Origin of the sequence: Levilactobacillus senmaizukei DSM 21775 = NBRC 103853 (genome assembly GCF_001592085.1) — a bacterium.
Classification (GTDB): Bacteria; Bacillota; Bacilli; order Lactobacillales; family Lactobacillaceae; genus Levilactobacillus; species Levilactobacillus senmaizukei.
In genome coordinates this window covers 114,400-136,949 of the sequence record NZ_BCWD01000002.1, presented here as the reverse complement: position 1 = coordinate 136,949, position 22,550 = coordinate 114,400, and the positions used below count along the sequence as shown (strand labels likewise).

The 22,550-nt window shown below is 50.0% G+C and carries 19 protein-coding genes and 1 tRNA gene; 14 read left to right on the top strand and 6 right to left on the bottom strand.

Annotated features, from left to right (window positions below):
* Positions 1-120: 120 nt before the first annotated feature.
* From LSE01S_RS01410 to LSE01S_RS01400, 3 genes are all read right to left on the bottom strand, one after another.
* Positions 121-675: a M15 family metallopeptidase gene (locus tag LSE01S_RS01410; RefSeq protein ID WP_061775844.1), complete on the bottom strand. Its 555-nt coding sequence runs from the start codon at positions 673-675 to the stop codon at positions 121-123.
* Between the two features lie 209 nt (positions 676-884).
* Positions 885-1,532 carry an NAD(P)H-hydrate epimerase gene (locus LSE01S_RS01405; RefSeq protein ID WP_061775843.1) on the bottom strand — a complete coding sequence of 216 codons (648 nt, stop codon included), beginning with the start codon at positions 1,530-1,532 and terminating at the stop codon, positions 885-887.
* Positions 1,533-1,562: 30 nt separating this feature from the next.
* Entirely contained in the window at positions 1,563-2,018 is a 456-nt protein-coding gene (locus LSE01S_RS01400) for a MarR family winged helix-turn-helix transcriptional regulator (RefSeq protein WP_061775842.1), read from the bottom strand.
* 136 nt (positions 2,019-2,154) lie between these two features.
* Here LSE01S_RS01400 and LSE01S_RS01395 point away from each other — a divergent pair, with 136 nt between their 5' ends.
* The 3 genes from LSE01S_RS01395 to LSE01S_RS01385 all read left to right on the top strand — a co-directional run bounded on the left by LSE01S_RS01395 (position 2,155) and on the right by LSE01S_RS01385 (position 3,609).
* Positions 2,155-2,481: a peptidase dimerization domain-containing protein gene (locus LSE01S_RS01395; RefSeq protein ID WP_061775841.1), complete on the top strand. Its 327-nt coding sequence runs from the start codon at positions 2,155-2,157 to the stop codon at positions 2,479-2,481.
* A 45-nt stretch (positions 2,482-2,526) separates the two neighbouring features.
* Positions 2,527-2,598, top strand: a tRNA-Arg gene (locus LSE01S_RS01390).
* Positions 2,599-2,922: 324 nt separating this feature from the next.
* Positions 2,923-3,609 (top strand): class I SAM-dependent methyltransferase, encoded by a 687-nt coding sequence (locus tag LSE01S_RS01385; RefSeq protein ID WP_061775840.1) that lies wholly within the window; start codon positions 2,923-2,925, stop codon positions 3,607-3,609.
* A gap of 160 nt (positions 3,610-3,769) precedes the next feature.
* Here the strand turns inward: LSE01S_RS01385 and LSE01S_RS01380 are convergent, their stop codons facing one another.
* Both LSE01S_RS01380 and LSE01S_RS01375 read right to left on the bottom strand, forming a co-directional pair.
* Complete coding sequence (locus LSE01S_RS01380; RefSeq protein WP_156470443.1) at positions 3,770-4,099, bottom strand: hypothetical protein; 330 nt, start codon at positions 4,097-4,099, stop codon at positions 3,770-3,772.
* A 236-nt stretch (positions 4,100-4,335) separates the two neighbouring features.
* The gene (locus LSE01S_RS01375) at positions 4,336-5,418 is read right to left on the bottom strand and encodes a family 20 glycosylhydrolase (protein WP_061775838.1); all 1,083 of its coding nucleotides are present in this window, start codon (positions 5,416-5,418) and stop codon (positions 4,336-4,338) included.
* Between the two features lie 336 nt (positions 5,419-5,754).
* On the opposite strand from LSE01S_RS01375, the gene LSE01S_RS01370 reads away from it, so the two are divergent.
* From LSE01S_RS01370 to LSE01S_RS01330, 9 genes are all read left to right on the top strand, one after another.
* Positions 5,755-6,252 (top strand): hypothetical protein, encoded by a 498-nt coding sequence (locus LSE01S_RS01370; protein ID WP_061775837.1) that lies wholly within the window; start codon positions 5,755-5,757, stop codon positions 6,250-6,252.
* Between the two features lie 39 nt (positions 6,253-6,291).
* Positions 6,292-7,809: a MucBP domain-containing protein gene (locus tag LSE01S_RS01365; protein ID WP_162257425.1), complete on the top strand. Its 1,518-nt coding sequence runs from the start codon at positions 6,292-6,294 to the stop codon at positions 7,807-7,809.
* Positions 7,810-8,134: 325 nt separating this feature from the next.
* The gene (locus tag LSE01S_RS01360) at positions 8,135-10,174 is read left to right on the top strand and encodes a MucBP domain-containing protein (protein ID WP_061775835.1); all 2,040 of its coding nucleotides are present in this window, start codon (positions 8,135-8,137) and stop codon (positions 10,172-10,174) included.
* Between the two features lie 673 nt (positions 10,175-10,847).
* The gene (brnQ, locus tag LSE01S_RS01355) at positions 10,848-12,227 is read left to right on the top strand and encodes a branched-chain amino acid transport system II carrier protein (protein ID WP_061775834.1); all 1,380 of its coding nucleotides are present in this window, start codon (positions 10,848-10,850) and stop codon (positions 12,225-12,227) included.
* 359 nt (positions 12,228-12,586) lie between these two features.
* Positions 12,587-13,969 (top strand): branched-chain amino acid transport system II carrier protein, encoded by a 1,383-nt coding sequence (gene brnQ, locus LSE01S_RS01350; RefSeq protein ID WP_061775833.1) that lies wholly within the window; start codon positions 12,587-12,589, stop codon positions 13,967-13,969.
* A gap of 72 nt (positions 13,970-14,041) precedes the next feature.
* Entirely contained in the window at positions 14,042-15,361 is a 1,320-nt protein-coding gene (locus LSE01S_RS01345; protein ID WP_061775832.1) for a replication-associated recombination protein A, read from the top strand.
* A 132-nt stretch (positions 15,362-15,493) separates the two neighbouring features.
* The gene (gene arsC, locus LSE01S_RS01340) at positions 15,494-15,922 is read left to right on the top strand and encodes an arsenate reductase (thioredoxin) (protein WP_061775831.1); all 429 of its coding nucleotides are present in this window, start codon (positions 15,494-15,496) and stop codon (positions 15,920-15,922) included.
* Between the two features lie 27 nt (positions 15,923-15,949).
* Positions 15,950-16,792 carry an aldo/keto reductase gene (locus tag LSE01S_RS01335; RefSeq protein ID WP_061775830.1) on the top strand — a complete coding sequence of 281 codons (843 nt, stop codon included), beginning with the start codon at positions 15,950-15,952 and terminating at the stop codon, positions 16,790-16,792.
* A 303-nt stretch (positions 16,793-17,095) separates the two neighbouring features.
* Entirely contained in the window at positions 17,096-18,289 is a 1,194-nt protein-coding gene (locus tag LSE01S_RS01330) for an ROK family protein (protein WP_061775829.1), read from the top strand.
* 59 nt (positions 18,290-18,348) lie between these two features.
* Here the strand turns inward: LSE01S_RS01330 and LSE01S_RS01325 are convergent, their stop codons facing one another.
* Positions 18,349-18,693, bottom strand: a complete 345-nt coding sequence (locus LSE01S_RS01325; protein ID WP_061775828.1) for a hypothetical protein — start codon at positions 18,691-18,693, stop codon at positions 18,349-18,351.
* 427 nt (positions 18,694-19,120) lie between these two features.
* On the opposite strand from LSE01S_RS01325, the gene xylA reads away from it, so the two are divergent.
* Entirely contained in the window at positions 19,121-20,470 is a 1,350-nt protein-coding gene (gene xylA, locus LSE01S_RS01320) for a xylose isomerase (protein WP_061775827.1), read from the top strand.
* Positions 20,471-20,852: 382 nt separating this feature from the next.
* Positions 20,853-22,361: a xylulokinase gene (gene xylB / locus LSE01S_RS01315; RefSeq protein ID WP_061775826.1), complete on the top strand. Its 1,509-nt coding sequence runs from the start codon at positions 20,853-20,855 to the stop codon at positions 22,359-22,361.
* The last annotated feature ends 189 nt before the right edge of the window (positions 22,362-22,550 follow it).

The window sequence follows — 22,550 nt, the reverse complement described above, 5'->3', positions numbered from 1 at the left end:
CACCTATTTTTTCGGTATAAAATGACGTTGCTGTCAGTAGATATAAAGTGGTTAACAACTGCTGGTGGCGTTCCAGCTCCCACCGGGCCAACCGGCCAGGCGACAATGAACGAGAAAACCCTAGTAGTCGTTCGGATTGGCAAGGGCGGGTTGGTACTCGTCCATTTGGTTATCGCGGAAGTCCCACCACTCGTTAACGTAGCCGTCGAACCCGGCTGCGGTCATGGCCTGTGTCAGGATTTGATAGGTCCGTTCCTGCTCATCCGTTCGTGAGGCGTTGCGGTGCGCGGCCTTGGTGAAGTCGTCAAAGCCCGTTTGCATGGGGATCTCATGGCCATCAAGGTCACAGAGCGTGACGTCGAAGGTGACCCCTTTTTGGTGAGAGAAGTTCGGATTCGGTTCGGCAACAAAGGTGGGGTCCGGGTAGACTTCAAAGAGTCGTTCTTGGGCCGTCACCGGTCGGTAGGCGTCCCAGACCTTAAGACGATAGCCTTGAGGTTTGAGTAGTGCGTTGGCGGCGGCGAGTTTCTTGGCGGTTCCCGTTCGGGCGATGGCGGTCTGGAAATCATAGACAACCTGGTGGGTGAAGTTATTCGTGGTGGCGTAGCGCAGGTCGACCATGATGCTGGGATCCAGCGCTTGAACGTTGGTAAAGCCAGTTTCTAGTTGTGACATGAGGCACCTCCCATTAAATTAGCTTCAGTATACCGGGTTCACTGGGAAAATGCTGGGTATTTGGCCAACAAAAAACGACCAACCCGCAACTGGTTGGCCGTGAAATGTCAGGAAACACGAAAGCTAACTCGCCTTTCGTAATTCCTATTTTACGCGGGCTATTAGCCAATAAGGTTATTAGCCGTTTGGTTGGTTGAGTCAGTTATCGATTAACGGGCATGTTCGACGCGATCTTGGGCGTAAATCCCAATGTCGGCAACGTGTACCGTTCCACTGTGGTGCTTGCCGGTGGTCGTCAACAGGCCAATCTTGTTGTAGGCCATGGTGACGGTGGTGTCGGCGACAACCGCCACCCCCATGACGTTCCCAGTATCGGCGTTGATTCCAGAGGGAACATCAATGGAAACCGTCTTGGCATCCGCGGCGTTAATCGCATTGATGGCATCCGCAAATTTACCGGTGATGTCACGGCTCAGGCCGACACCGAAAATGGCATCGATGACCAGAGTCGCGTTGACCACATCGTTCAAGTCGGTGGTTAGCGGGATGCCGTAGTAATCCGCGATCTTCAATTGTTGGGTCGTTTGTGAGGTGGCCTTAGCGGGGTCCCCCAACAGGTAAATGGCCACATCGATGCCACGAATCTTGAGCAACCGAGCCACGGCAATCCCGTCGCCCCCGTTGTTCCCGGTAGCGGCGACAACGACGACGCGGCTAACGTCGAAATCATCATTTAAAATGTTGTTGAAGGTCGCCAAAGCGGCCCGTTCCATCAAGACCATGGCGGGAATGCCAACGATGTTGATGGTGTGTGCGTCGAAGCGTTGGGCTTCGGCGATGGTAATAGCTTTACTCATGTAAATTCCTCCTCGATACGGTTAGACTGACTAATGGTTATCGGATTGGTTGTCGCCCTTTAGGACGCTAGCTGAGAGTAATTGTAATTGATGGGTAATCCCAGAGTAATCAAAGTCGCTCGCGGTTGGCGTGACTTTCTCCCACCAGTCGTGTAAGACGTCGATCGCTTGGTGAACCAATTGGTCACCGTCGGCAGTCAGATTCAAGCGCCGGTTACGCCGGTCGTCGGGGTCGGTTTCCTTTTCCAGTAGCGACAGCTTGACTAGGTGTTGTACCATCCGGGCCATGAGGCCTTCGTCAACGGCCATGGTCCACGCCGCCTTCCGTTGGTTCAATTGACTGGATTCTGAGATGAGGACTAGCAAATAAAATTCGGTGATATTGACAGGCATCGCATCGGCTTCAAGAATCTGGTTCATTGCCCGCTGAAATTGCCGGTGGAGGATGGCCAGATTCGTTGTAAAGTCTAGTATTGAGTCTTCCATGAGCCACCTCCTAAGTCGTTATAAATTTACTTATCACCAGTTTACACCAGATCTCGGATAAGGATAATGCTTTAACTCTTTTCTTCGGCCGGAAGTGCTAGAATAGTAACCAAACTAATTTATAGGAGGGGTTCGTGTGTTTATTCAGGTACCTGCGGACATGGATGAAGTCCAGTTACGTCAGCTCCAGCTCAAGCAACACGGCGAGACTGTCACGGAGAGTGCGATTATCAATCAGGCGGTACTCGATATCTTTCAGAACTTTCTCGACCAGATTGAGGACGGGCATTACGATACTGCTACTTGGCAGGGTAACGATCTGGTGGTTACCGATATCGATGGTCGCCAGACGGCCACAGTTAGCCCGGCCGGTGCCAGTTTTGAGGCCGATTTCCGGGATAATGCCGACCAGACGGAGCAACGATTAGAACAGGAAGCCATTCGGGCCGCCGGAGGCCGTTAAAAGATTTGGTCATTGACGGATTTTGTATTAAACTATAGGTGTTGTGCGCCCTTAGTGTAATGGATAGCACATGAGATTTCGGTCCTCATGATCCGAGTTCGACTCTCGGGGGGCGCATTCTTTTTCGGAAAAGTGAATAGTATCGTTGAGTTGACGCCATTTAAAAGGGGCGTCTTTTCTTTTGGCAACACTTTTACGGTTAATGGTATCTTCCTTAACATCCTTAGTGACGGGCACTTGCTGACTTTAGCGCTGTACCATGCAGATGACTGCTGACAGGCAAGGCATTAGGAAATTCATTTAGAACATACCAGAAGAGGTGCGACCTTCCAAAGATTTAGCGGATTATGAGTTGTAATTTAATCTGTGGTTAGTTATAGTTTGTCATCTAGACAGCGGTTGAGACCATGTTAGCGGCTAAATATTCGGATGGGGTGTTTTATGAAGAAGGGGATTGACGCACCGTTGGTACCAATACTATTCCTATTAGGTGGTATTGTCGGAGTAATTACAGCAATTATTTCCAAAGATTGGACTAATTATATTTTTCCAATCATCTTTTTATTGTTCGGCGGCTTGTACTTACATACTTCGCTTTGGGGGAAATATAAAATCATTAGGCGAGTCGTGAGAGAAATGGATCTGTCCAGTGAAGCACAAGTATTAGATTTAGGTACGGGACATGGTGCATTTTTGTTGGAAGTTGCCCAGCAATTAAAAACGCCTGGTAAGGTCATTGGGTTAGATATCTGGAATCAAGGCGATCAATCAGGAAACGCCATTGAAGTAACCCAACGCAACGTTGAACAACTGGGAGTCAGTGATGTCAGTGAGTTGGTGACAGGGAACATGGTTAAACTACCCTTTGAAAATAATGTTTTTGATAGGGTTGTTGCCAGCCTTTCAATTCATAACGTCAAGCCAAGGTCGAGTCGTGAAAAGGCCATTGATGAGGCTTATAGAGTGTTGAAACCGGAAGGCCAATTGGTGATTTTGGATATAGAGCACGTTGGAGAATATCGAAACAGATTAACGGAGTTAGGTGCTAGTGCGGTTCGGGTAGAACATGCAGGGATAAATGGCATGTATGCAGCACTGAGTACTAGGATATTAATAGCCAAAAAATAGCGCAATCTTCTTAGAACCCCTCAAGGGGGTTGATACCGACCGTGTCGGTACTCTGGGAATCTGTGGCGACGCCATAATTAGGTTAGCCGATTGTTATCTGAAAACAATGAAATAGTCCAGTCAGTGGTGGTTTACCATTGGCTGGACTATTTTTGTGTGATTAGTGGGAATCATTGGGAAGAGTGGTCGGCCATTGCTGCTGAAGGTCCCTGATTAGCTGAGTGAGTTGTTTTTTCTGTGAGAGTAAGTAGCTAGCGTAGATTGGCATCTGCGCACGGTCATCACTGACTGGAACTGCCACAAGGTCAGTATCCGCTTTGATCTGTTCGCTAAAGAAAGGATCGGCTTGTGAGAGGTTAGTTGCAAAGAATGGGAAACGCGAGTATTTCGTAATTTCGGCGAAAGCTTCCCGATCATCCTGATACATAAACTTTGCGTCTGCGATTTCATATTTAATAATGTCATTCCAGGGACCGATAGCCCGCATCACGATGAAGCTCAATCCCTTTTTAGATATAGCAGGTAAGGATTTGTATTTAAAAACTTTACCTGCTTTTTGATGCCATTAAGTCGTCTATCAAGGTTAAAACGATCTAAAAAGCCACTAGTTACTCAACTAGTAGCGCATTACTTGTACATGAAATTGATAACAGTTTGGTGACTTGTGGCGTTCCCTAGGGTGGCTTAGAAAGTGATGTTACGTCATCTTTTCGGAATCGCACCTTTTCATTTTGGGATCGTCAACCGCTGAATAAAGTTGACGATTTGCTTAGTCGAAATATGTTTGGAGTCGTGACCCCAGAGGCAGACGAGGGTGCCGTTGGTTTTGACACCACGCTCCAGGGTGCGATTCTGATTTTGGCCGTGCTTGTCGATTTCGTTAAAGAGATTGGGTCGGTAACGGTTCTTTAAGTAGTTGATAAAGTAGTCATCGTGGCGTTGATTGCCGATATATTTTAATTGGTAGTAGGCCGCATAGCTGTTAGCGTTCACGATTTTTCGCTTGGCCTTTACTAGGTTGGGAACCGAGGCCCGCATGGTCTTACGATCCTTTAGCGACCGGGTCTCCGAATGATTACCGGACTGGGACCAGTAGTTGACGACGATATTTTTGCTGAGACGGGGTAACTCGCGCTTCAAGATCGAGTCATTCCAAATCACCGTCGTATAGCCTTGTTGGTTTTGATAGCGGCTCAAATCGTTGATAAAGGTCGTTAGTGTGTGGTAGGCGGCCGTATTGCCGGGTACCTCATCCGCGCCGAGAATGAAAGCATGATGGCGTTGATGCTTGAAGGTCCTGTCGAGTTCTCGATAGATGGCTTTGACCACGGTATTGGTTTGTCTATGGGTGTAATTGAGGGTTTCTCGGTCCAACTTAACGGCCCGGTAAGTCTTGGGTCGTTTCTTTTTAAGTTGCCGCAGGATGGCGCCGGCATGTGAGGGCACATCGACATCGGGTACCAGCTGAACGTGTCGCGCATTAGAATAGGTGACCAGGCGTCTGAGGGCCGCTTGCGAGAGCACGGTCTTGCTGGCGCGATTGCCTAAATACTTTGATTGGAAACTGAGATGCTCATTGTCACTGAGGTGGAGGACCAGGTAGTTGACCTTCCGGGCGGCCGCCGCGCGAATGACCTGTTTGAGGTCGGGTTCCGTCATGGGATGGCGGCCGAGATCAATCAGGAGGCCTTGTTGCCGGCTGAGCTGTGAGACGGATGCTGCTGCATTGGCCGTGGGTGCTGGACCGATGGTTAATAGACCGATACTGATTAGTAAGATCGCCCAGAACCAGGATTGACGTTTCAACATGAAAACTCCTCCAATTTTTGACATTAAGTGACCGGTCTCATCATAACGTGATTTACCGGTTTAGACTAGAAAATTATGAACGGTCAGTCATAAATGAAAGGTTAGCCGTGATTAATTGGATCGAGGGGGTAAGCTATCGGGTGATTAGCGTTGGTGATTAATTAATATTGAAATAAATCATTGGTTAGGTACAATATAAAATGTTAATAACCTGTAGAAATCGAAAACAGATTTCGATATACTAAAATCAGCTCACAATAGAGGAGCAATCATTATTATTCTATGGTAATCAGTGGCGTCCAGCAACTATTGCCACAGGTTGAGGAGGATTTTGACATGCATTGGGGAGCAGAAGTCAATCGGTATCGAGCAACACGACACCTTAAAGGCTGGATGGTTGCCGCGGCTATTTTAACAGAGATTGGTGGGCCGTTCGTCACACCAGTGGAGGCTCTGGCGGCGACCCCGGCAAATGTCGAACAGACGCTGGTAGACCGACCAGGGGCGGAGTTTTTGGGGAGCTCGTCTTCGTCGGATAAGTCGCGTGAAGAGAGTCACAGTGAAGCCAGTCCAGCGGCAGCGGAAGTACCTGAGTCGGAAACGGCTGTGACGGATGCCGAGGCCACTAACGAAACGGCGACGATGGAATCGACAGACAAGCCTAAGAAACCAGACACGCCGCGGCCGACTTCGGCTAAGTCTAAGCGACCACGTGAAGCTAGTAAACCGGCCACCGAGTCGATTGACCAGTGGATGCCGAATAAGCGACTCCAACGGGCAATCTTTTATCAATTAACCCATCTCAGTCCAGTTCCGGATGATGACAAGACTTAGCAGACAGTTGCCGATATTACGAAGGATGATATGCAGCGGTTGCAGAAGTTATTTATTGGTTATTATGGCGGTGAGAATGGCGAGTCGACCTATAATCCGGATGGCAAACAGTACCGGCTCGATGGACTGGAGTACGCAACCAACTTAGAAGTGCTCATGATGGGTGGTGGGGGCCAGGATGCAGAACCATACCATAATTTTGGTAATATCGAGGATATTTCGCCATTGAGAAATCTAAGGAAGCTTAAAACGGTATATCTGAGTCATAACAGGATTAGTGATGTGTCACCGCTAGCTGGATTAACTAATATTTCAGATCTTAAACTTCATGACAATCGGATCACAGACTTTTCTAGTTTGAAAAATCTATCAGTCAAGGTGAATGAAGAACGAATACACCAATACGTCATTCTAGATCCGATCAGAGTTAACTCGCTTACGCGTAAGGTACATTTGGATATTCCTGTTCGGTTGCAGACTGGGGAGTTACTTACGGGCGTAAATCAGAATCTTGAGTATACCTTTTCAGTCCCTTATTACACTGGCGACTCCGAATATGGGGACGGTAAATTAGTCTATGCTTGGTATTTTCAGGGTGGGCAGGTTACGGATAATGGAAGTGGCGGCCTAGATTTTACCCACATCGTTGATCAGACAGAAGGCGGTCAATTTGATGAAAGTATACAAATGGATGATAACAATTACTTAATAGCTGAATACGTGAAAGACCATTACTCTTTCTGGATTATTCAAAAATACTATATCGGCGATGCCGCTGAATCGGTCACGGTGAATTATCAGGATGAACAGGGCCACAAACTGGCGGCCACTCAAATCTTGCAGGGGGATATTGGGGATACCTATCAGGCGGAGACCGTCACCATCCCTGGCTACGAGCTGACGAAAGTTCCCGATAACGCTCAAGGGACGTTTGGTGAGGAGGCGATCACGGTGACCTATGTTTACCGTAAACTGGCCCCCGAACCACCGGTCACTCCGCCGACACCAAATCCACAACCGGCTCCGAATCCCACCCCGACACCGGGGCCGACGCCAATCCTGCCACCCATTAAACAGGGTCGCGTGACGGTGCATTATCAGACTGTCGCGGGGATGCCAGTCCATGGCGATACCAGTGTTACGGGTCAAGTGGGGCAGGCCTATGAGACGCGGCCGCTGTCGCTGGCTGGCTACCATGTCGTTGGTCGGTCGACGACTGCCACCGGGATCTTTGGTGAGCAGCCGGTGGACGTGACCTATACCTATGCGGCCAATGTGGTGACTGGCGGCCAGGGGGACGGGACTGAGTCAGAAGAACCAGCCGTGTCAACTGGGAATGAAACGTCAGCGGGTAGCGGCCAGATTAGTCAGCCAACCGCGACGTTACCGATCCATACCGGGAGTGCGTTTGCGACAGCGATGAAGCCTGGAGAACAACCGGTGGCCTTGCCCGTGACAAATGAACGGGCCACCCCGTTTCGTTGGTTAGGTTGGTTAGGTTGGGTTGTCTTGGTCGCTGGCCTCGGTGGCTGGTGGTTTAAGCGACGTCGACAGTAGCAGCCAATGATACAGGTATCCGTGAAATAGCGGATGCCTTTTTTGGCCACAATTAAAAATGTGTGAAAAGATATTTTTGATAAGATAGGGGGCAAAAATTGTTGGCCCATCTAATGGAATGCCGACAGTTCAGCAACTAGACGTTCGGATGTCTTTAGTGATCGGTTGCTTTTCAAGGAAAGTGTTTCGGGGTATGACCTAGTATTTTTCCGGTTTAGTCGTTATAATGGAACTAGTTAATATGAACCATCATTACATAAGCAATTAATTCCAAATAACAACTATACCGTCTAACTAGGGAACCGCCAGTGAGGAGCGATAAAGTATGAAGCCTTTAAATAATAGTAAACGTCACTACAAGATGTACAAGCAGGGAAAATTTTGGGTATTTGCCGGGATTGTAAGCGCTACATTGGCGCTGGCCGTTCCCATGACGGCCAATGCGGCCACTGATGGAGGTGCCGATCAAGTGCCAGTTGAGCAAAAGGCGCCGGCTTCGGACCAACCGGCGGCGCCCGTGGTTCAGGACGACAACGGTGAAAAGGATCCGGCAGCTGGCGAAAAGCAAGATGGTCCTGCACCGGTTGTCACAGCCGGTGAAAAGGAAAAGTTTAGCGGCACCGATGTCAATCAGGATGACCAGTCGGATCACGTCGTGACATCCGATGGGGATCAGACAACGACGTCTGCACCTAAGAAGACCCTCAGGGCTGATACTCCGGCAGCAGCACCAATTGCCTTAGCACCCGCACCGGCTGCTAAGGCGGATCAATCTATCGATGAATGGATGCCCAACAAGCAATTACAACTGATCGTGCTCTATAATATTCAGCTAGAATTGCCCGATTTGGATTTGACTAGTGTCGATCAGATTACCCAGGATAACATCAAGCAATTAACCAAGCTGGAGGCCGTCGGTGGCAATCAAACGCATAAATTAGATACCTACATCGATGGCAAGACCGCGTTCTCATTGGAAGGATTACAATATGCCACCGGGTTGACCACCATCAACTTGAAGACGACTTTTGGGCTGGGTTCCAGCAAGTATCGTGGTGACATCGTAGATATTTCGCCATTAGCGCATTTGACCAATGTGACCGACCTAGACTTGCAACACAACCGTATTCAAGACGTCACACCACTGGCAACCATGACGGGATTGAAATATGTTTACGTAAATTACAATAGCATCATGGACTTCTCGCCAATCGTTGGTCGGTCATTTGCGGCATCGACCGCAACCTTCGGCGACTATAATCAAGTGTTGATTCTACCAACGATTAAGATTGACCCGAATAACCCAACCGCAACCGTCAACGTTAAAGTGGTCACCAAGAACGGGGAAAGTGATGCGCTCCAAATTCCTACCGATGTCTTGACCATTAGTGACGCGAACTATGGGGATGGTCAATCGGCTATGGTTAACATTTACTACCAAGGCGGGACGCCAACGGCGAATGCTGATGGGAGCCTGACCTATACCGACATTAAGGCCCAAGAGCCCGGTGTCACTACTTATAAAAACTTCAGAGTGACACCGTTAGCTAACAAGTATTATTTGACGGCGAAAGTTCAATCTAAGAATAACTTCAATAATTTCCAAATCATTCAACCTTATGAAATGGCCACCGCGGCGGCGCCCGTCAATGTGCACTACGTGGATGAAACTGGCGCCACAATTCATGGTGACACTCAAGTGAATGGGATGGTTGGCGATGCCTATACCACAACACCATTGACGATCGCTAATTATAAGCTGAAGACGACGCCAGAAAATGCCACCGGGACATTAACCGACACTGCGATTGACGTGACCTACGTTTACACGGCCGATGCTAAGCCGGTCACACCAGTCGATCCCACGCCCGACACGACGGGGACCGTGACGATTGTGAGTGTCGACAAGGCGGGCAACGTCTTAGCACAATCCGTGAAATCCGGGAAGGTTGGCGATGCCTACAACATTGACGCACCAGCGATTACCGGGTATAAAGCGGTTGGTGATACCAGTGCCACCGGGACCTTTACCGCGAGCAACCAGACGGTTACCTTTACCTACGCGAAGATTGATAACGGTGGGGATGCCGCTACGATTAACCCAACAACGCCAACTAAACCAGGAAAGACCACTAACCATGCGGCTGACAAGGTAGCGGCCAAGCCCGTGGCTAAGCCAGTTGACTTGAAGGCCAATGGCCAAGCCGCCAAGGTTACCGCTAATGCGTCGGTTAAACGGGCTGCTAAGTCAGATAACTCGGCGATGACCTTGCCCCAAACCGGAGACAAGTCCGTTTCCCCACTGGCTGGACTGGCTGTGTTGATTGGGAGCTTGGGTACGTTGGTATTCCGGAAACGGAACTAAAAGATTCGCTGTAAGATTAAAATAAAAGCTAAACAGAGAGTGAAGAATCCACTTCTATAATGAGAAGTGGATTCTTTTATGGAACCAAATTCAATAACACAAAACTGATAATAATTTTAATTTTCTCATTGCATTTTAATTATCCTTGTCCTATACTACTTAACAATACTTAAAAACGTTGAGGAAAAAAGTAGCGAACGCAGCGATGCCCAGTGAGTCACGTCTAGTGAAAAGTGACCATCAAGCGTAAGTGAAAATCATTTCCGAGTTCGATGCTGATTCAGTAGGCTATCGTGGTTGCCACCATTACTTGGCTAGCGGATGTTGGTCCGTGATGAGTGTGGTGGCTTCGGCAACCACAAAAAGGTGGTACCGTTCTACTCGTAGAGCCCTTTTCCCATAGTGGGAAGAGGGCTCTTTTTGACGTTTTAGGGTAATAAAAATGGTGAAGGAGTCGACAAAAGAGTAAATAAGCAACAGAGACCCAGCAAGCATTCAAGTGACAACCGATTGATTGAAATGCTGAATCTTAGCCAGAGGTGGTTAGGGTGAAGTCCTGTGACGGTGGTGTTAAGACTTCGGACGGGTCCCATAGGACGTAATCCTAACCGTCGTCGTCGGTGGTCAATATCGTGACCAATTGAAATTAATAAAACGAGTGGAGGAATGAACAATGGAAGAAGCAGTCGTGACACCAAAGAAAAGTTTTCGGCAATTATTAGTGGTGAGCTCTCTGATTTTTGGGATGTTCTTCGGTTCAGGGAACCTAATCTTCCCCGTTCATTTAGGACAAATGGCCGGCCATAACTGGTTTATGGCGGCGTTAGGCTTCGCGGTTTCGGGGTCTTTATTTCCACTCCTCGCCATCCTAGCGGTGGTGGTGACCAAGAGTGATGGCCTGTTCGATCTCGCCAAGCCAGTCGGCCGGCATTACGCGGCGGTCTTCCTGGTCTTGGTTCATTTGACCATCGGCCCCTTCTTCGGAACGCCCCGGACGGCCGCGACCGCGTACGAAATGGCCGTTCAACCGTTCCTACCCAAGCAGTTCACCACCGTCGGTATGCTGGTCTTTACGGGTCTGTTCTTCGGAGCGGCTTACGTCCTCGCAACTCATCAGAGTAACCTCTTGAAGGTCGTCGGCAAGTATTTAAATGCCTTCTTCCTAGGCATGTTAGCGATCTTATTCGTTGTGGCCTTCTTCGATCCGATGGGAAGCCTGCAACACACCCCAACCATGGCCTACCAAACCAATGCCACGATCAGTGGTCTCTTGGAAGGCTACAATACGGTTGATGCCGTGGCCCTGTTGGCCTTAAGTGTAACGTTTGTGCGTGCGGTTCGCGGCCTGGGTTACCGTGATCGGGCTTTGACCAAGTTAACCGCGCAAGCCGGGACGTTAAGCATCGTCTTAGAAATCGCCATCTACTTCGGCCTGGTTTTATTAGGGGCCTTCAGTATGAGTCAGCTCAAGCTATCTGCCAACGGCGGGGTAGCGTTATCAGCCATCGTCGGCCACTACTTCAGTAACTTCGGGACTTTATTCTTGGGCGTCCTGGTGACGCTAGGGGTCTTCACCACGGCACTAGGCCTGGTAACGTCCTTCGCCCAAGACTTTCATAAGCTATTCCCTAGGGTCAGCTATCTCTCCTGGCTACGACTGACGACGTTCGTTTCATTCGTGGTGGCCAATGCCGGTTTGGATACCATCATCGCTTGGTCATTGCCCGTCTTGATGTTGTTATATCCGCTGTCACTGGCCTTAATCCTGGTTTCCTTGACGGTTGCCAAACGGCCATACGCCGGTCTGGTCTACAAGTTCACGATTGCCTTTACGGTCTTGCCAGCGGTGCTCGACATGTTGAACGCAGCGCCCGCAGTTGTGACCAACTGGGCTCCGGTTCACGCGGCCTTAACGTTCTATCACGGGGTTGTCCCATTTGCCAGTCTCGGCTTGGGCTGGATGGTACCAACCCTGGTTGGCTTCGTGGCTAGCCTGGTCTGGGGTCATTTCCGGTGGGCCAGCCAGGCAACGATGGCCGATAGTGACCAATAGAACTTCTCATTTAGTTTTAATTTACCCATTGACTTTTAATAATCAGGGTTATATGATACTAAACAATACTTATAAAACGTTGAAGAAAGTAGTAGCGGATCTATTGGTGCTTAGGGAGTCACGGCTAGTGCAAAGTGACCATCAAGGTTTCGTGAAGGTTAATTCCGAGTTCGACAGTTGCTAAGGCTGTCGTGGTGGCCACCATTATTTGGCTAGCGGATGTTAGTCCGCGATGAGTGTGGTGGCTTGCCATCACAAAAAGGTGGTACCGTTCTGCTTGTAGAGCCCTTTTCCCATTCGTGGGAAAGGGGCTCTTTTGACGTTTACGGGTAAAAATTAGTGATATGGAGGAATTGATGATGAAAGAATTAAATGCAGCACCGAAGAAAAGTTGGGGTCAATTATTAGTCGTCAGTTCCTTAATCTTTGGCATGTTTTTTGGTTCCGGCAACCTGATTTTTCCCGTTCACCTGGGACAGATGGCTGGGTCAAATTGGTTCCTGGCCGCGTTGGGCTTTGCGATCTCGGGGTCACTGTTCCCCTTACTGGCGATCCTGGCCGTGGTGGTGACCAAGAGTGACGGTCTCTTAGACCTCGCCCGTCCTGTTGGCAAGCATGCCGCCGCCATCTTCCTTATTCTGGTTCATTTGACCATTGGGCCGTTCTTCGCAACGCCGCGGACCGCTGCAACCGCCTATGAGATGGCCGTTCAACCGTTTATTCCCAAGCACTGGTCCACGCTGGGCATGTTGCTCTTTACGGGATTGTTTTTTGCGGCAACCTATCTAGCTGCCACCCATCAACAACATCTGCTAAAGATTGTTGGGAAGTACCTCAACGTGGGGTTCCTCGCACTACTGGCCATCATCTTCATCGTGGCCTTCCTGAAGCCAATGGGGAGTCTGGCGCAGACGCCAACTGCTACCTATCAAGCTAATGCTACGATTGGTGGGTTGCTGGAAGGCTACAACACCTTGGACGCCGTGGCCTTACTGGCACTGAGTGTCACCCTGATCCACGCCATTCGGGGTCTGGGATACGAAGGTCGCGAGCTGACCAAATTAACCGCGAAGGCCGGGATTATCAGTATTTCGTTAGAGGTGCTTATCTACTTTGGTCTGGTGCTCCTCGGGGCCTTGAGCATGAGCCAACTGAAGTTATCTGCGAACGGTGGCACGGCCTTATCCCAAATTGTCGGTCACTACTTCAGTAGCGTGGGGACGCTCTTATTGGGGGCCCTGGTGACGCTAGGCGTGTTGACGACCGCAATTGGCTTGGTTTCCTCGTTTGCCCAAGACTTCCATAAGCTATTTCCCAAGGTGGGCTACCGGACCTGGCTATGGGTTACCACGATCCTATCCTTCCTGGTTGCTAACGCCGGGCTGGACACCATCATCACCTGGTCCTTACCCGTGCTGATGTTGATGTACCCGTTGGCTCTGGCACTGATCGGGCTGTCGTTGACGGTTGCCAGCCGCCCTTACGCCGGGACCATTTACAAGGTTACGATGGCGTTCACCATTCTCCCCGCCATTCTTGACATGCTAAACAGTGCGCCGGCCATGATTAGCCAGTTCACGCCGATTCATACCGCGTTAGGTATCTATCACCAATATTTGCCATTTGCGAGCCTTGGCCTGGGCTGGTTGGTACCCACACTCATTGGCTTTGGCATCGGCTTCGCCTGGGGGGCTTTCCGCTATGCGAATCAGACGGCCAACCTACCCGAAAGTGACCGCTAAGCCACTTAGGGGTTAGGACTGTTGTTCATTTGCGAAACGGGTTATCATGGTCTTAAAAGGGTGGTGGGACTCGTGCAACAAGAATCGTTATTTTCGAATGACCGGCAGAACACGCCGTTGGCTAGTCGGGTGCGGCCCCAGACGCTGGACCAATTCGTGGGGCAGACCCACCTACTGGGTCCGGGGAAGATTCTGCGTGAACTGATTGAAAATGATCAGGTGTCATCGATGATCTTCTGGGGGCCGCCCGGTGTCGGCAAGACCACGTTGGCCGAGATCATCGCCCGGCAAACGCAGGCCAAATTTCTGAGCTTCAGTGCCGTGGACAGCAGTATTCGTAAGATTAAAGACATTATGAAACAGGCCGAGGGTGACCGCGAGATCGGCGAGCAGACGATTGTTTTCGTGGATGAAATCCATCGGTTCAATAAGGCCCAGCAGGATGCGTTTCTGCCATACGTGGAGCGTGGGAGTATCATCCTGATTGGCGCCACCACGGAGAATCCCTCATTTGAGGTCAACGCCGCGTTACTTTCGCGCTGTAAGGTCTTCGTTTTGAAAGCCCTTGAGACGGCCGATATTGAAGAACTTTTAACCAATGCCATCCAAAATCCCGATGGCTTTGACGTGACCGTCAAGATTGGTTCCGAGGAGCGGCACGCGATTGCTGAATTTGCCAATGGGGATGCGCGAATGGCCCTGAATACCCTGGAAATGGCCGTGCTCAATGGTGATAAGCAGGATGATCAGGTGACGGTCACCATGGCTGACCTGAAGCAGTTGATTAGCCAGAAGTTTGTCCTTTACGACAAGACGGGTGAAGAACACTACAATATTATTTCCGCCTTACATAAATCGATGCGTAATTCGGACGTCAATGCCGCCATCTATTGGCTGACACGGATGTTGGCCGGTGGGGAAGATCCGCTGTACATTGCCCGTCGGCTGGTGCGCTTCGCCAGTGAGGATATTGGGCTGGCGGATACGAACGCCCTCAATGTGGCGATCAACGTCTTTCAAGCCTGTCAGTTTCTGGGGATGCCGGAGTGTGACGTTCATCTGGTCGAGGCCGTGAGCTACCTGTCGTTGGCGCCAAAATCAAACGCGATCTACAAGGCCAGTCTCGAAGCCAAGCGGGATGTGCAGACGACGCGCGATGAACCGGTGCCATTACAGATTCGCAACGCCCCCACCAAGCTCATGAAGGACTTGGGGTATGGGGCCGACTACCAGTATGCGCATGACACCAAGGATAAGTTAACCGAAATGGAGACCATGCCCGCGATGCTGAAGGGTCATGAATATTATCATCCCACGGACCAAGGGCGTGAGCCGCGGTTCAAGGAACGAATGGACTATATTAAACGGTGGCATCAGGAGCACCGTGACTAATGGAATGGGAGTCGTAGCGGTCGGCATTCAAAAGCCGACCTTTTTTGTGAAAAAAACTGAATTTGGCCTGCATCGCGGGTTAAAGACTGGTAAGCTGGAGATAATAACTCTTATATAATGGAAGGTGTTCTCATGGCCCAACTATATTTTCTCTGTACCGGTAACTCGTGTCGCAGTCAAATGGCTGAAGGCTTCGCCCGCAAACTAGCGCCCGCAGATTGGCAGATTGCCAGTGCCGGCATCGAAACTCACGGACTCAATCCGCGGGCCGTTGCCGCGATGCAGGAGGTCGGCATCGACATCTCCCAACAGACGTCCAAGTTGATTGACGCGGATTACCTGATGGCGAGTGATGTAGTTGTGACGCTGTGTGGAGATGCGCGTGACCGTTGTCCCGTGACGCCCCCCAGTGTAGCCAAACTGCATTGGCCACTGCCGGACCCGGCGCAGGCAACCGGTGATGATGAAGCGATCATGACCGTCTTTCGGCAGGTGCGGGATGAGATTGAAGCACATGTCCGGCAGCTGATCACAGCCTGGCCCGAGGATGCTACCGACTAAGAATGACGAACTAAGGGGGAACGCCCAATGTTAACAGTCAAACTTAATAATGGGGTCGAGATGCCCCAACTAGGTCTCGGGGTTTTTCGAATCTGGGACCTAACCAAGACCAAGGAGACGGTCCTTACCGGACTCAAGGATGGCTATCGGCTCATCGATACGGCCGCGTCTTATCAGAACGAACCCGCCGTTGGCGAGGCCATCCGGGAAAGTGGGATTCCTCGCGAAGAAATCTTTGTCACCTCGAAGCTCTGGGTTCAGGATATGACCTACGAGGGGGCCAAGCGGGGCTTTCAGGATTCACTCGACCGGCTAGGGCTCGATTACCTGGATCTCTACCTGATTCATTTGCCCATTGGGGATGTTTATGGTGCCTGGCGGGCGTTAGAAGAGTTGTACCACGCCGGTAAGATTCGCGCCATCGGGGTGGCTAACTTTGATCCGCCGTTACTGGCGGCCTTCACGAAATTTAACGAAGTTACGCCGGCGGTCGATCAGATTCAGCTGAACGTTTTCCGCCAACGGACGGCCACGGTGGACTACCTGCGCAATAACGGTATTCAAGCTGAGGCCTGGGGACCGTTAGCCCAGGGTCGCCACGATGTTTTCCACAATCCGTTGTTGGAGAAGATCGCGACGAAGTATCGTCGGACCACGGCACAGGTCATGTTACGGTGGCTGATGCAGCGGGGGGTTGTCGTGATCCCGAAGACGGTGCATGAACAACGCCTGCTGGATAACAAGCTAGCCTTTGACTTCGAGTTGTTGCCGAGTGACATGACGGCCATCACCGATCTGGAACGTAATGATAAGGAACGGCGAACGGCGGCAGACGTCAAACGAATCTTGGAAATTAAAGTCCATGAATAGATTGTGAGATGCTCGGTAGCCGCCGAGCATCTTTTTTTCGGTCAGAATTTAGGGAGTTGCGTTCGGATTTTTACGGTAATCGACAAGAACCGAGGTAAATTAGGTAAAACGGTTGATTTATTTAGGAGCGGGGGTGATACTTGAGTTGGTTGGTTCATCGAACCATGCCGTCTCTATGTGAACGCTTACAAAGCAATGAGACCAAAGTTATTGCTATTATCTTAGTTAGTTGGTATTATCAAAATACCAACCAGACGAAATGGGCGAGCCAGGGGGCTTGTCAAGCCACGAGGAGGAAATCAAATGGTTCGCCGGAGTATGAATCGTAATCAATTACATGATCAAAATTTAAAATTTGTCTTGCAACAGATTTTTAATAATCACCCCACATCGCGGATTGAGATTTCACATCAGTTGAATCTCAACAAGTCCACGGTATCATCGCTATACAATACCTTGATGTCGGCGGGCTATTTGACGGAACTCGGCCTCGGTGAGGCCTCGACCGCGGGTGGTCGGAAGCCGACGCTGGTCGAGATCAGCCAGGACTACGGCTACACGCTGACGTTTGATCTGGGCTATCGTCATCTCCATGCCCTGGTAACCCGGCTCAACGGCCGGGTGTCCAAGTATGATCGAATTGATACCAAGGGGAAGACCATTCATGAAATGGTCGACCGGATCAATGAGTACATCGGTCAGATTCAGAAGCAAGACACCACCAGCAATGGCCTATTGGGTATTTGTTTCTCTATACACGGGATCGTCTTGAATAACCAGGTGAAGACGTCACCATTTATCGACATGGACGGCGTCGACCTGGAGAAGATCTTCTCGATGGCCTATCAGGTACCAGTTGTTTTGGAAAACGAAGCCAACCTTTCCGCCATTTACGAACGGGACTTCAATGGGGCGCATGGCCTGAACAGTACTGTGACCATCAGTATTCACCGTGGGATCGGGGCCGGGATCATCTTGCACCGCGACCTCTTCCGCGGGGAACATGGGGATGCCGGTGAAATCGGCCGGTCCGTTGCCAGCATTGAGATGGATGCGGACGGTCAACCGCGCTTCATGCACGCCGAAGACATCAGCTCCGAGGATGCCATTATCCAAAAGGTTGAGGAACAAAAGGGCTTGAAAGACCTGGATCGCGATGCCATTGTGCGACTATACCGCGAAGAAGATCCGGAAACCTTGGTGATCCTGAAGGCGTTCTCAACGGCTATCGGGGGGCTCATCTACAATACGATGAAGACGCTTGATCCCGACGCATTTTTCCTAAATTCGCCACTGGTTGAAGAAATTCCAGACCTGCTGAAGCAAATTCGCAGCGTTTACCAGACATTGGCCAATGATCACGTGAACATTGACGTGACCCAGAATGCTCGGTTGGCAACGGTTCTGGGCGGCTGCTCGCTGATTACTCACCGAGTCCTGGGCTTAGATAATTATGAATTAAACTTCGAACGGCCAACCACCGAGCCGGTGGGTTAGGCCTAAATGAAAAGCGTGTTCCGGGGAGTAAACTCCTGGGACACGCTTTTTGATCGGGATTATTTAAAATTCTTATGCTGATTGTCTCGCTCCAGCAGGTCGAGAATGAAGAGGGCCAACAGGGGCAGTGCCAGGCCAACTAACGGTAGGTTTGGCCGCTCAGGAGTGGTTGCGGTAGCGGGTACCGCCTTGTGGGTTGCCAGCGGAATGATCGACGGCTTTGGTCGGTGATTCTTGGTGAGGGTTTGCGTCACCATGGTGGGTTCCACGGGCGTCGTCGAGTCGGCCAACGCCCTGATGCTCCCACTGGTTAATACAGTAATGACCACGAGGCCACTAACCAACCATGGCCAACAATTCTGCTTCATAAGCTGACGAATAAGCGAATATTGACGCATCCACATAGTTATCCTCCTCAATCGATATGGGCATGACCACTTAGCATTCCTCATTGATTCTTTAAAAATATTATAGTGGATGAACATAAAGGAATAGGTCGTCAAAATGTAAAGTTTACGTTCAGAAATGGTTAAGCAAAGGTGTTGAAATAAACATCTAATTTATGAATCCGTTTCCTAGGACGATATTTCCCTACTATATATAAGTGAATGGATTTACCTAGTTCAAGTTTGACCCGCCATAACGAATTCTGTGGTATTCTCCAGATAGTTCCAGGGAGTTGGTTTAGTTTTTTTACTAAGTTGGGAAGTAACCGCTAACATATTTTTGAAAAATCTTGACGAAAACGCTTGCATTAACTTTTAAGCCCTGTATAATAAGTTTTGTAAGTTGGTTGTCGCAACGAACTAACCAGGAGGTTTTTATAAAATTATGACTGAAGAATACTGGAAAGGCATCGACAAGATTCAATACGTCGGCCATCAAGATAAGAAGTCTGGCTTAGGTTTCCAATACTACAATCCTGAAGAAGTGATTGCAGGTAAGAAAATGAAAGATTGGTTACGGTTCTCCGTAGCTTACTGGCACACCTTTGATCAACGTTTAGTTGACCCATTTGGTGACGGGACCGCTCAACGGCCATACGACCACTACACAGATCCAATGGACTTGGCTTTAGCCAAGGTGGATGCTGCCTTCGAATTTTATAACAAATTAGGGGTAGACTACCTTTGCTTCCATGACCGCGACTTAGCGCCTGAAGGGGACACTTTACGTGAAACCAACGCTAACTTGGATAAAGTTGTCGACAAGATCGTTGACTACCAAAAGACTTCTGGCATGAAGGTTTTGTGGAACACGTCAAACATGTTCTCAAACCCTCGGTTCGTTGAAGGAGCCGCAACCTCACCATACGCGGACGTCTTTGCTTACAGTGCTGCTCAATTGAAGCACAGTTTGGAAATTGGTAAGCGGGTCGGTTCTGAAAACTATGTCTTCTGGGGTGGCCGTGAAGGTTACGAATCACTCTGGAACACGAACATGAAGCAGGAACAAGAACATGCTGCTAAGATGTTCCATTTGGCTAAGGACTACGCTAACGAAATCGGCTTCGATGCTCAGATGTTGTTAGAACCAAAACCTAAGGAACCAACGACCCACCAGTACGACTTTGACGCCGCAACCACGATCGCCTTCATGAAGGAATACGACCTGGACAAAGACTTCAAGTTGAACTTGGAAGGTAACCACGCCAACTTAGCTGGCCATACTTACCAACACGAAATCCGCGTTGCCCGTGAAGCCGGCTTATTGGGTTCATTGGATGCCAACGAGGGTGATAAGTTAATCGGTTGGGACATCGACGAATACCCTTCAAACTTATACGAAACGACTGCCGCAATGTACGAAGTTATCGAAAACGGTAGCATCGGCCCTCGCGGTGGGTTGAACTTCGATGCTAAGCCTCGTCGGACCTCATTTGCTCCAGAAGATCTCTTCTACGGTCACATCGTTGGGATGGACAGCTTTGCTGCCGGCCTGCGGGTTGCGGCTGCTATGAAGGCTGATGGCTTCTTGGACAACTTGAAGGCTGATCGTTACAGCTCATACAAGTCTGGCATCGGTGCCGACATCGAAGCTGGTAAGGCTAGCTTGAAGCAGATGGAAGACTACTCCTTAGACAAGACGCAAGCTGATCTGGTTAATGCGACGCACTCAGACCACCTTGAACAAGTTAAGGACACGCTCAACCACTACATCATTGAGACTCTTAGCAAATAACTTAAAATAACTGACAAGAAATTGGCGGACGAACGGTGTGTTCGTCCGCCGTTTTTGTCTTCCGGTCGGTGGGTCTTGCGTTTTGCGTCAGGCCGCCCTCTCGGCTGAGATTGTCGTTGCAACTAAAGCCACTCTGGTTGGTTCTTGTGATCAATTGTGAGCCGTGAGGAAACCAGCTAGCAGGCTCCGTGGTGTTGTTTGCCTTAGCCGAGAGGTCTGCTCGGGTTAGGCAAAGGTCGAGCTTGGAGACCGGGTTTGGGGCTCAAAGTCGGCCCACCACGTTCCAGCTTGCTAGCTGGGACCGGCAAGGCGGACAGCTTGCACTGTCTAGAATTTAAAACCAAAAAATTAAAACCAAACGATAAACTAGGAGGAATGACCGATGGGAAAGTATGTACTCGGTGTTGACCTGGGGACCAGTGCCGTCAAGGTATCGGCCTTAGACCATAGTGGGCAGATTGTTGCTCAGGAAAGTTTTGACTACGATTTGATTCAGAAACAGCCAGGGTATAACGAACAAAATCCCGAGGACTGGGTCTCTGGCACAACGGTCGCCATTGTCCGCTTGATTTTGAATGACCACCTGGCCGCCGATGATATTGAGGGGCTGAGTTTTTCTGGCCAAATGCATGGGCTCGTTCTGTTGGATGAGAACAAGAAGGTCCTTCGGCCGTCGATTCTTTGGAACGATACCCGGAGTACGCCACAACGGGAAGAAATTGAAGCGAAGCTGGGTGACGAGTTCGTTGACATTACCCGGAATCAGCCGCTCGAAGGCTTTACGCTGACCAAGTTGTTGTGGGTTAAGGAAAACGAACCCGATATTTGGGCGAAGGCTAAGTATTTTGTGTTACCGAAAGACTACGTGCGTTACCGCATGACCGGCAATTTGGCCATGGATTACTCCGATGCGACCGGGACGGTCTTACTGGATGTGGCTAAGGGCGAATGGAGCCAACGGATTTGTGACGTTTTCGATATTCCGATGAGCATGTGTCCACCCCTGATCAAGTCGATTGACTTTGCGGGAACGGTGACGGCGGCTTACGCCGAGTTCTCTGGCTTGAATATGGAGACCAAGGTCTTCGGTGGGGCCGCCGACAACGCCGCAGGAGCCGTTGGTGCGGGCATTTTACACCCGAACATGGTGCTTTCCAGTATCGGAACCTCCGGGGTTGTCTTGAAGTATGAAGATAATGCCGACGTGAACTACCATGGGGTGCTGCAGTTCGAAGACCATGCCATTCCCGACAAATACTACTCTATGGGTGTGACCCTGGCCGCTGGGTATTCTTTGAGCTGGTTCAAGAAGACCTTTGCTCCCGTCGATGATTTCACGGAGTTTGTGGCGAGTGCGGCCAAGTCGACGGTCGGCGCCAATGGTCTGCTCTACACGCCTTATATCGTGGGTGAGCGGGCGCCGTACGCCGATGCTGACATCCGGGGGAGCTTTACCGGGATCGATGGCACGCATCAACGGTACGACTTTGTCCGCGCTGTTTTGGAGGGGATCGTCTTTTCTTTCCGCGACCTCTTCGATATTTACGAGGAAAATGGGGGCGACTTTGATACGGTAGTCTCCATCGGTGGTGGGGCTAAGAGTCCACTCTGGCTGCAGATTCAAGCGGATATTTTTAACCGTAAGGTCGTCAGCCTAGAAAATGAACAGGGTCCTGGCATGGGGGCAGCGATGATCGCCGCCGTTGGCCTGGGCTGGTTCGACTCACTCCAAGACTGTGCCGAAACTTTCGTTCACTTTGGCAAGGCCTACGAGCCTAATCCAGAGAACGCGGCCAAATACGCCAAGATGCATCAAATCTATAAGCAGGTATACCAACAAACCAAGGGGATCAGTGAACAACTCCTTGATTACCGTAAGGCGGAGCTATAAAAATATTCTAATAAAGTTTGCAGAAAGTCCGGCGCTTGTCGGACTTTTTTTAGTTTTAAAAGAAAACGCTTCCAAAATAGATTTGGACGTGGTATTATATCCTCATGGTTGGTTGAGCCAATCAACCAACACGTGATTAAACCAACTTACATTAAGCAATTCAGTGTTTACTTCCACATACTCTGTCAC

Bases quoted from the DNA above. Each gene is read 5' to 3' on its own strand.
- LSE01S_RS01410 (WP_061775844.1), bottom strand. From the start codon at position 675: ATGTCACAACTAGAAACTGGCTTTACCAACGTTCAAGCGCTGGATCCC.
- LSE01S_RS01405 (WP_061775843.1), bottom strand. From the start codon at position 1,532: ATGAGTAAAGCTATTACCATCGCCGAAGCCCAACGCTTCGACGCACAC.
- LSE01S_RS01400 (WP_061775842.1), bottom strand. From the start codon at position 2,018: ATGGAAGACTCAATACTAGACTTTACAACGAATCTGGCCATCCTCCAC.
- LSE01S_RS01385 (WP_061775840.1), top strand. From the start codon at position 2,923: ATGAAGAAGGGGATTGACGCACCGTTGGTACCAATACTATTCCTATTA.
- LSE01S_RS01375 (WP_061775838.1), bottom strand. From the start codon at position 5,418: ATGTTGAAACGTCAATCCTGGTTCTGGGCGATCTTACTAATCAGTATC.
- LSE01S_RS01370 (WP_061775837.1), top strand. From the start codon at position 5,755: ATGCATTGGGGAGCAGAAGTCAATCGGTATCGAGCAACACGACACCTT.
- LSE01S_RS01360 (WP_061775835.1), top strand. From the start codon at position 8,135: ATGAAGCCTTTAAATAATAGTAAACGTCACTACAAGATGTACAAGCAG.
- brnQ (WP_061775834.1), top strand. From the start codon at position 10,848: ATGGAAGAAGCAGTCGTGACACCAAAGAAAAGTTTTCGGCAATTATTA.
- brnQ (WP_061775833.1), top strand. From the start codon at position 12,587: ATGAAAGAATTAAATGCAGCACCGAAGAAAAGTTGGGGTCAATTATTA.
- arsC (WP_061775831.1), top strand. From the start codon at position 15,494: ATGGCCCAACTATATTTTCTCTGTACCGGTAACTCGTGTCGCAGTCAA.
- LSE01S_RS01335 (WP_061775830.1), top strand. From the start codon at position 15,950: ATGTTAACAGTCAAACTTAATAATGGGGTCGAGATGCCCCAACTAGGT.
- LSE01S_RS01330 (WP_061775829.1), top strand. From the start codon at position 17,096: ATGGTTCGCCGGAGTATGAATCGTAATCAATTACATGATCAAAATTTA.
- LSE01S_RS01325 (WP_061775828.1), bottom strand. From the start codon at position 18,693: ATGTGGATGCGTCAATATTCGCTTATTCGTCAGCTTATGAAGCAGAAT.
- xylA (WP_061775827.1), top strand. From the start codon at position 19,121: ATGACTGAAGAATACTGGAAAGGCATCGACAAGATTCAATACGTCGGC.
- xylB (WP_061775826.1), top strand. From the start codon at position 20,853: ATGGGAAAGTATGTACTCGGTGTTGACCTGGGGACCAGTGCCGTCAAG.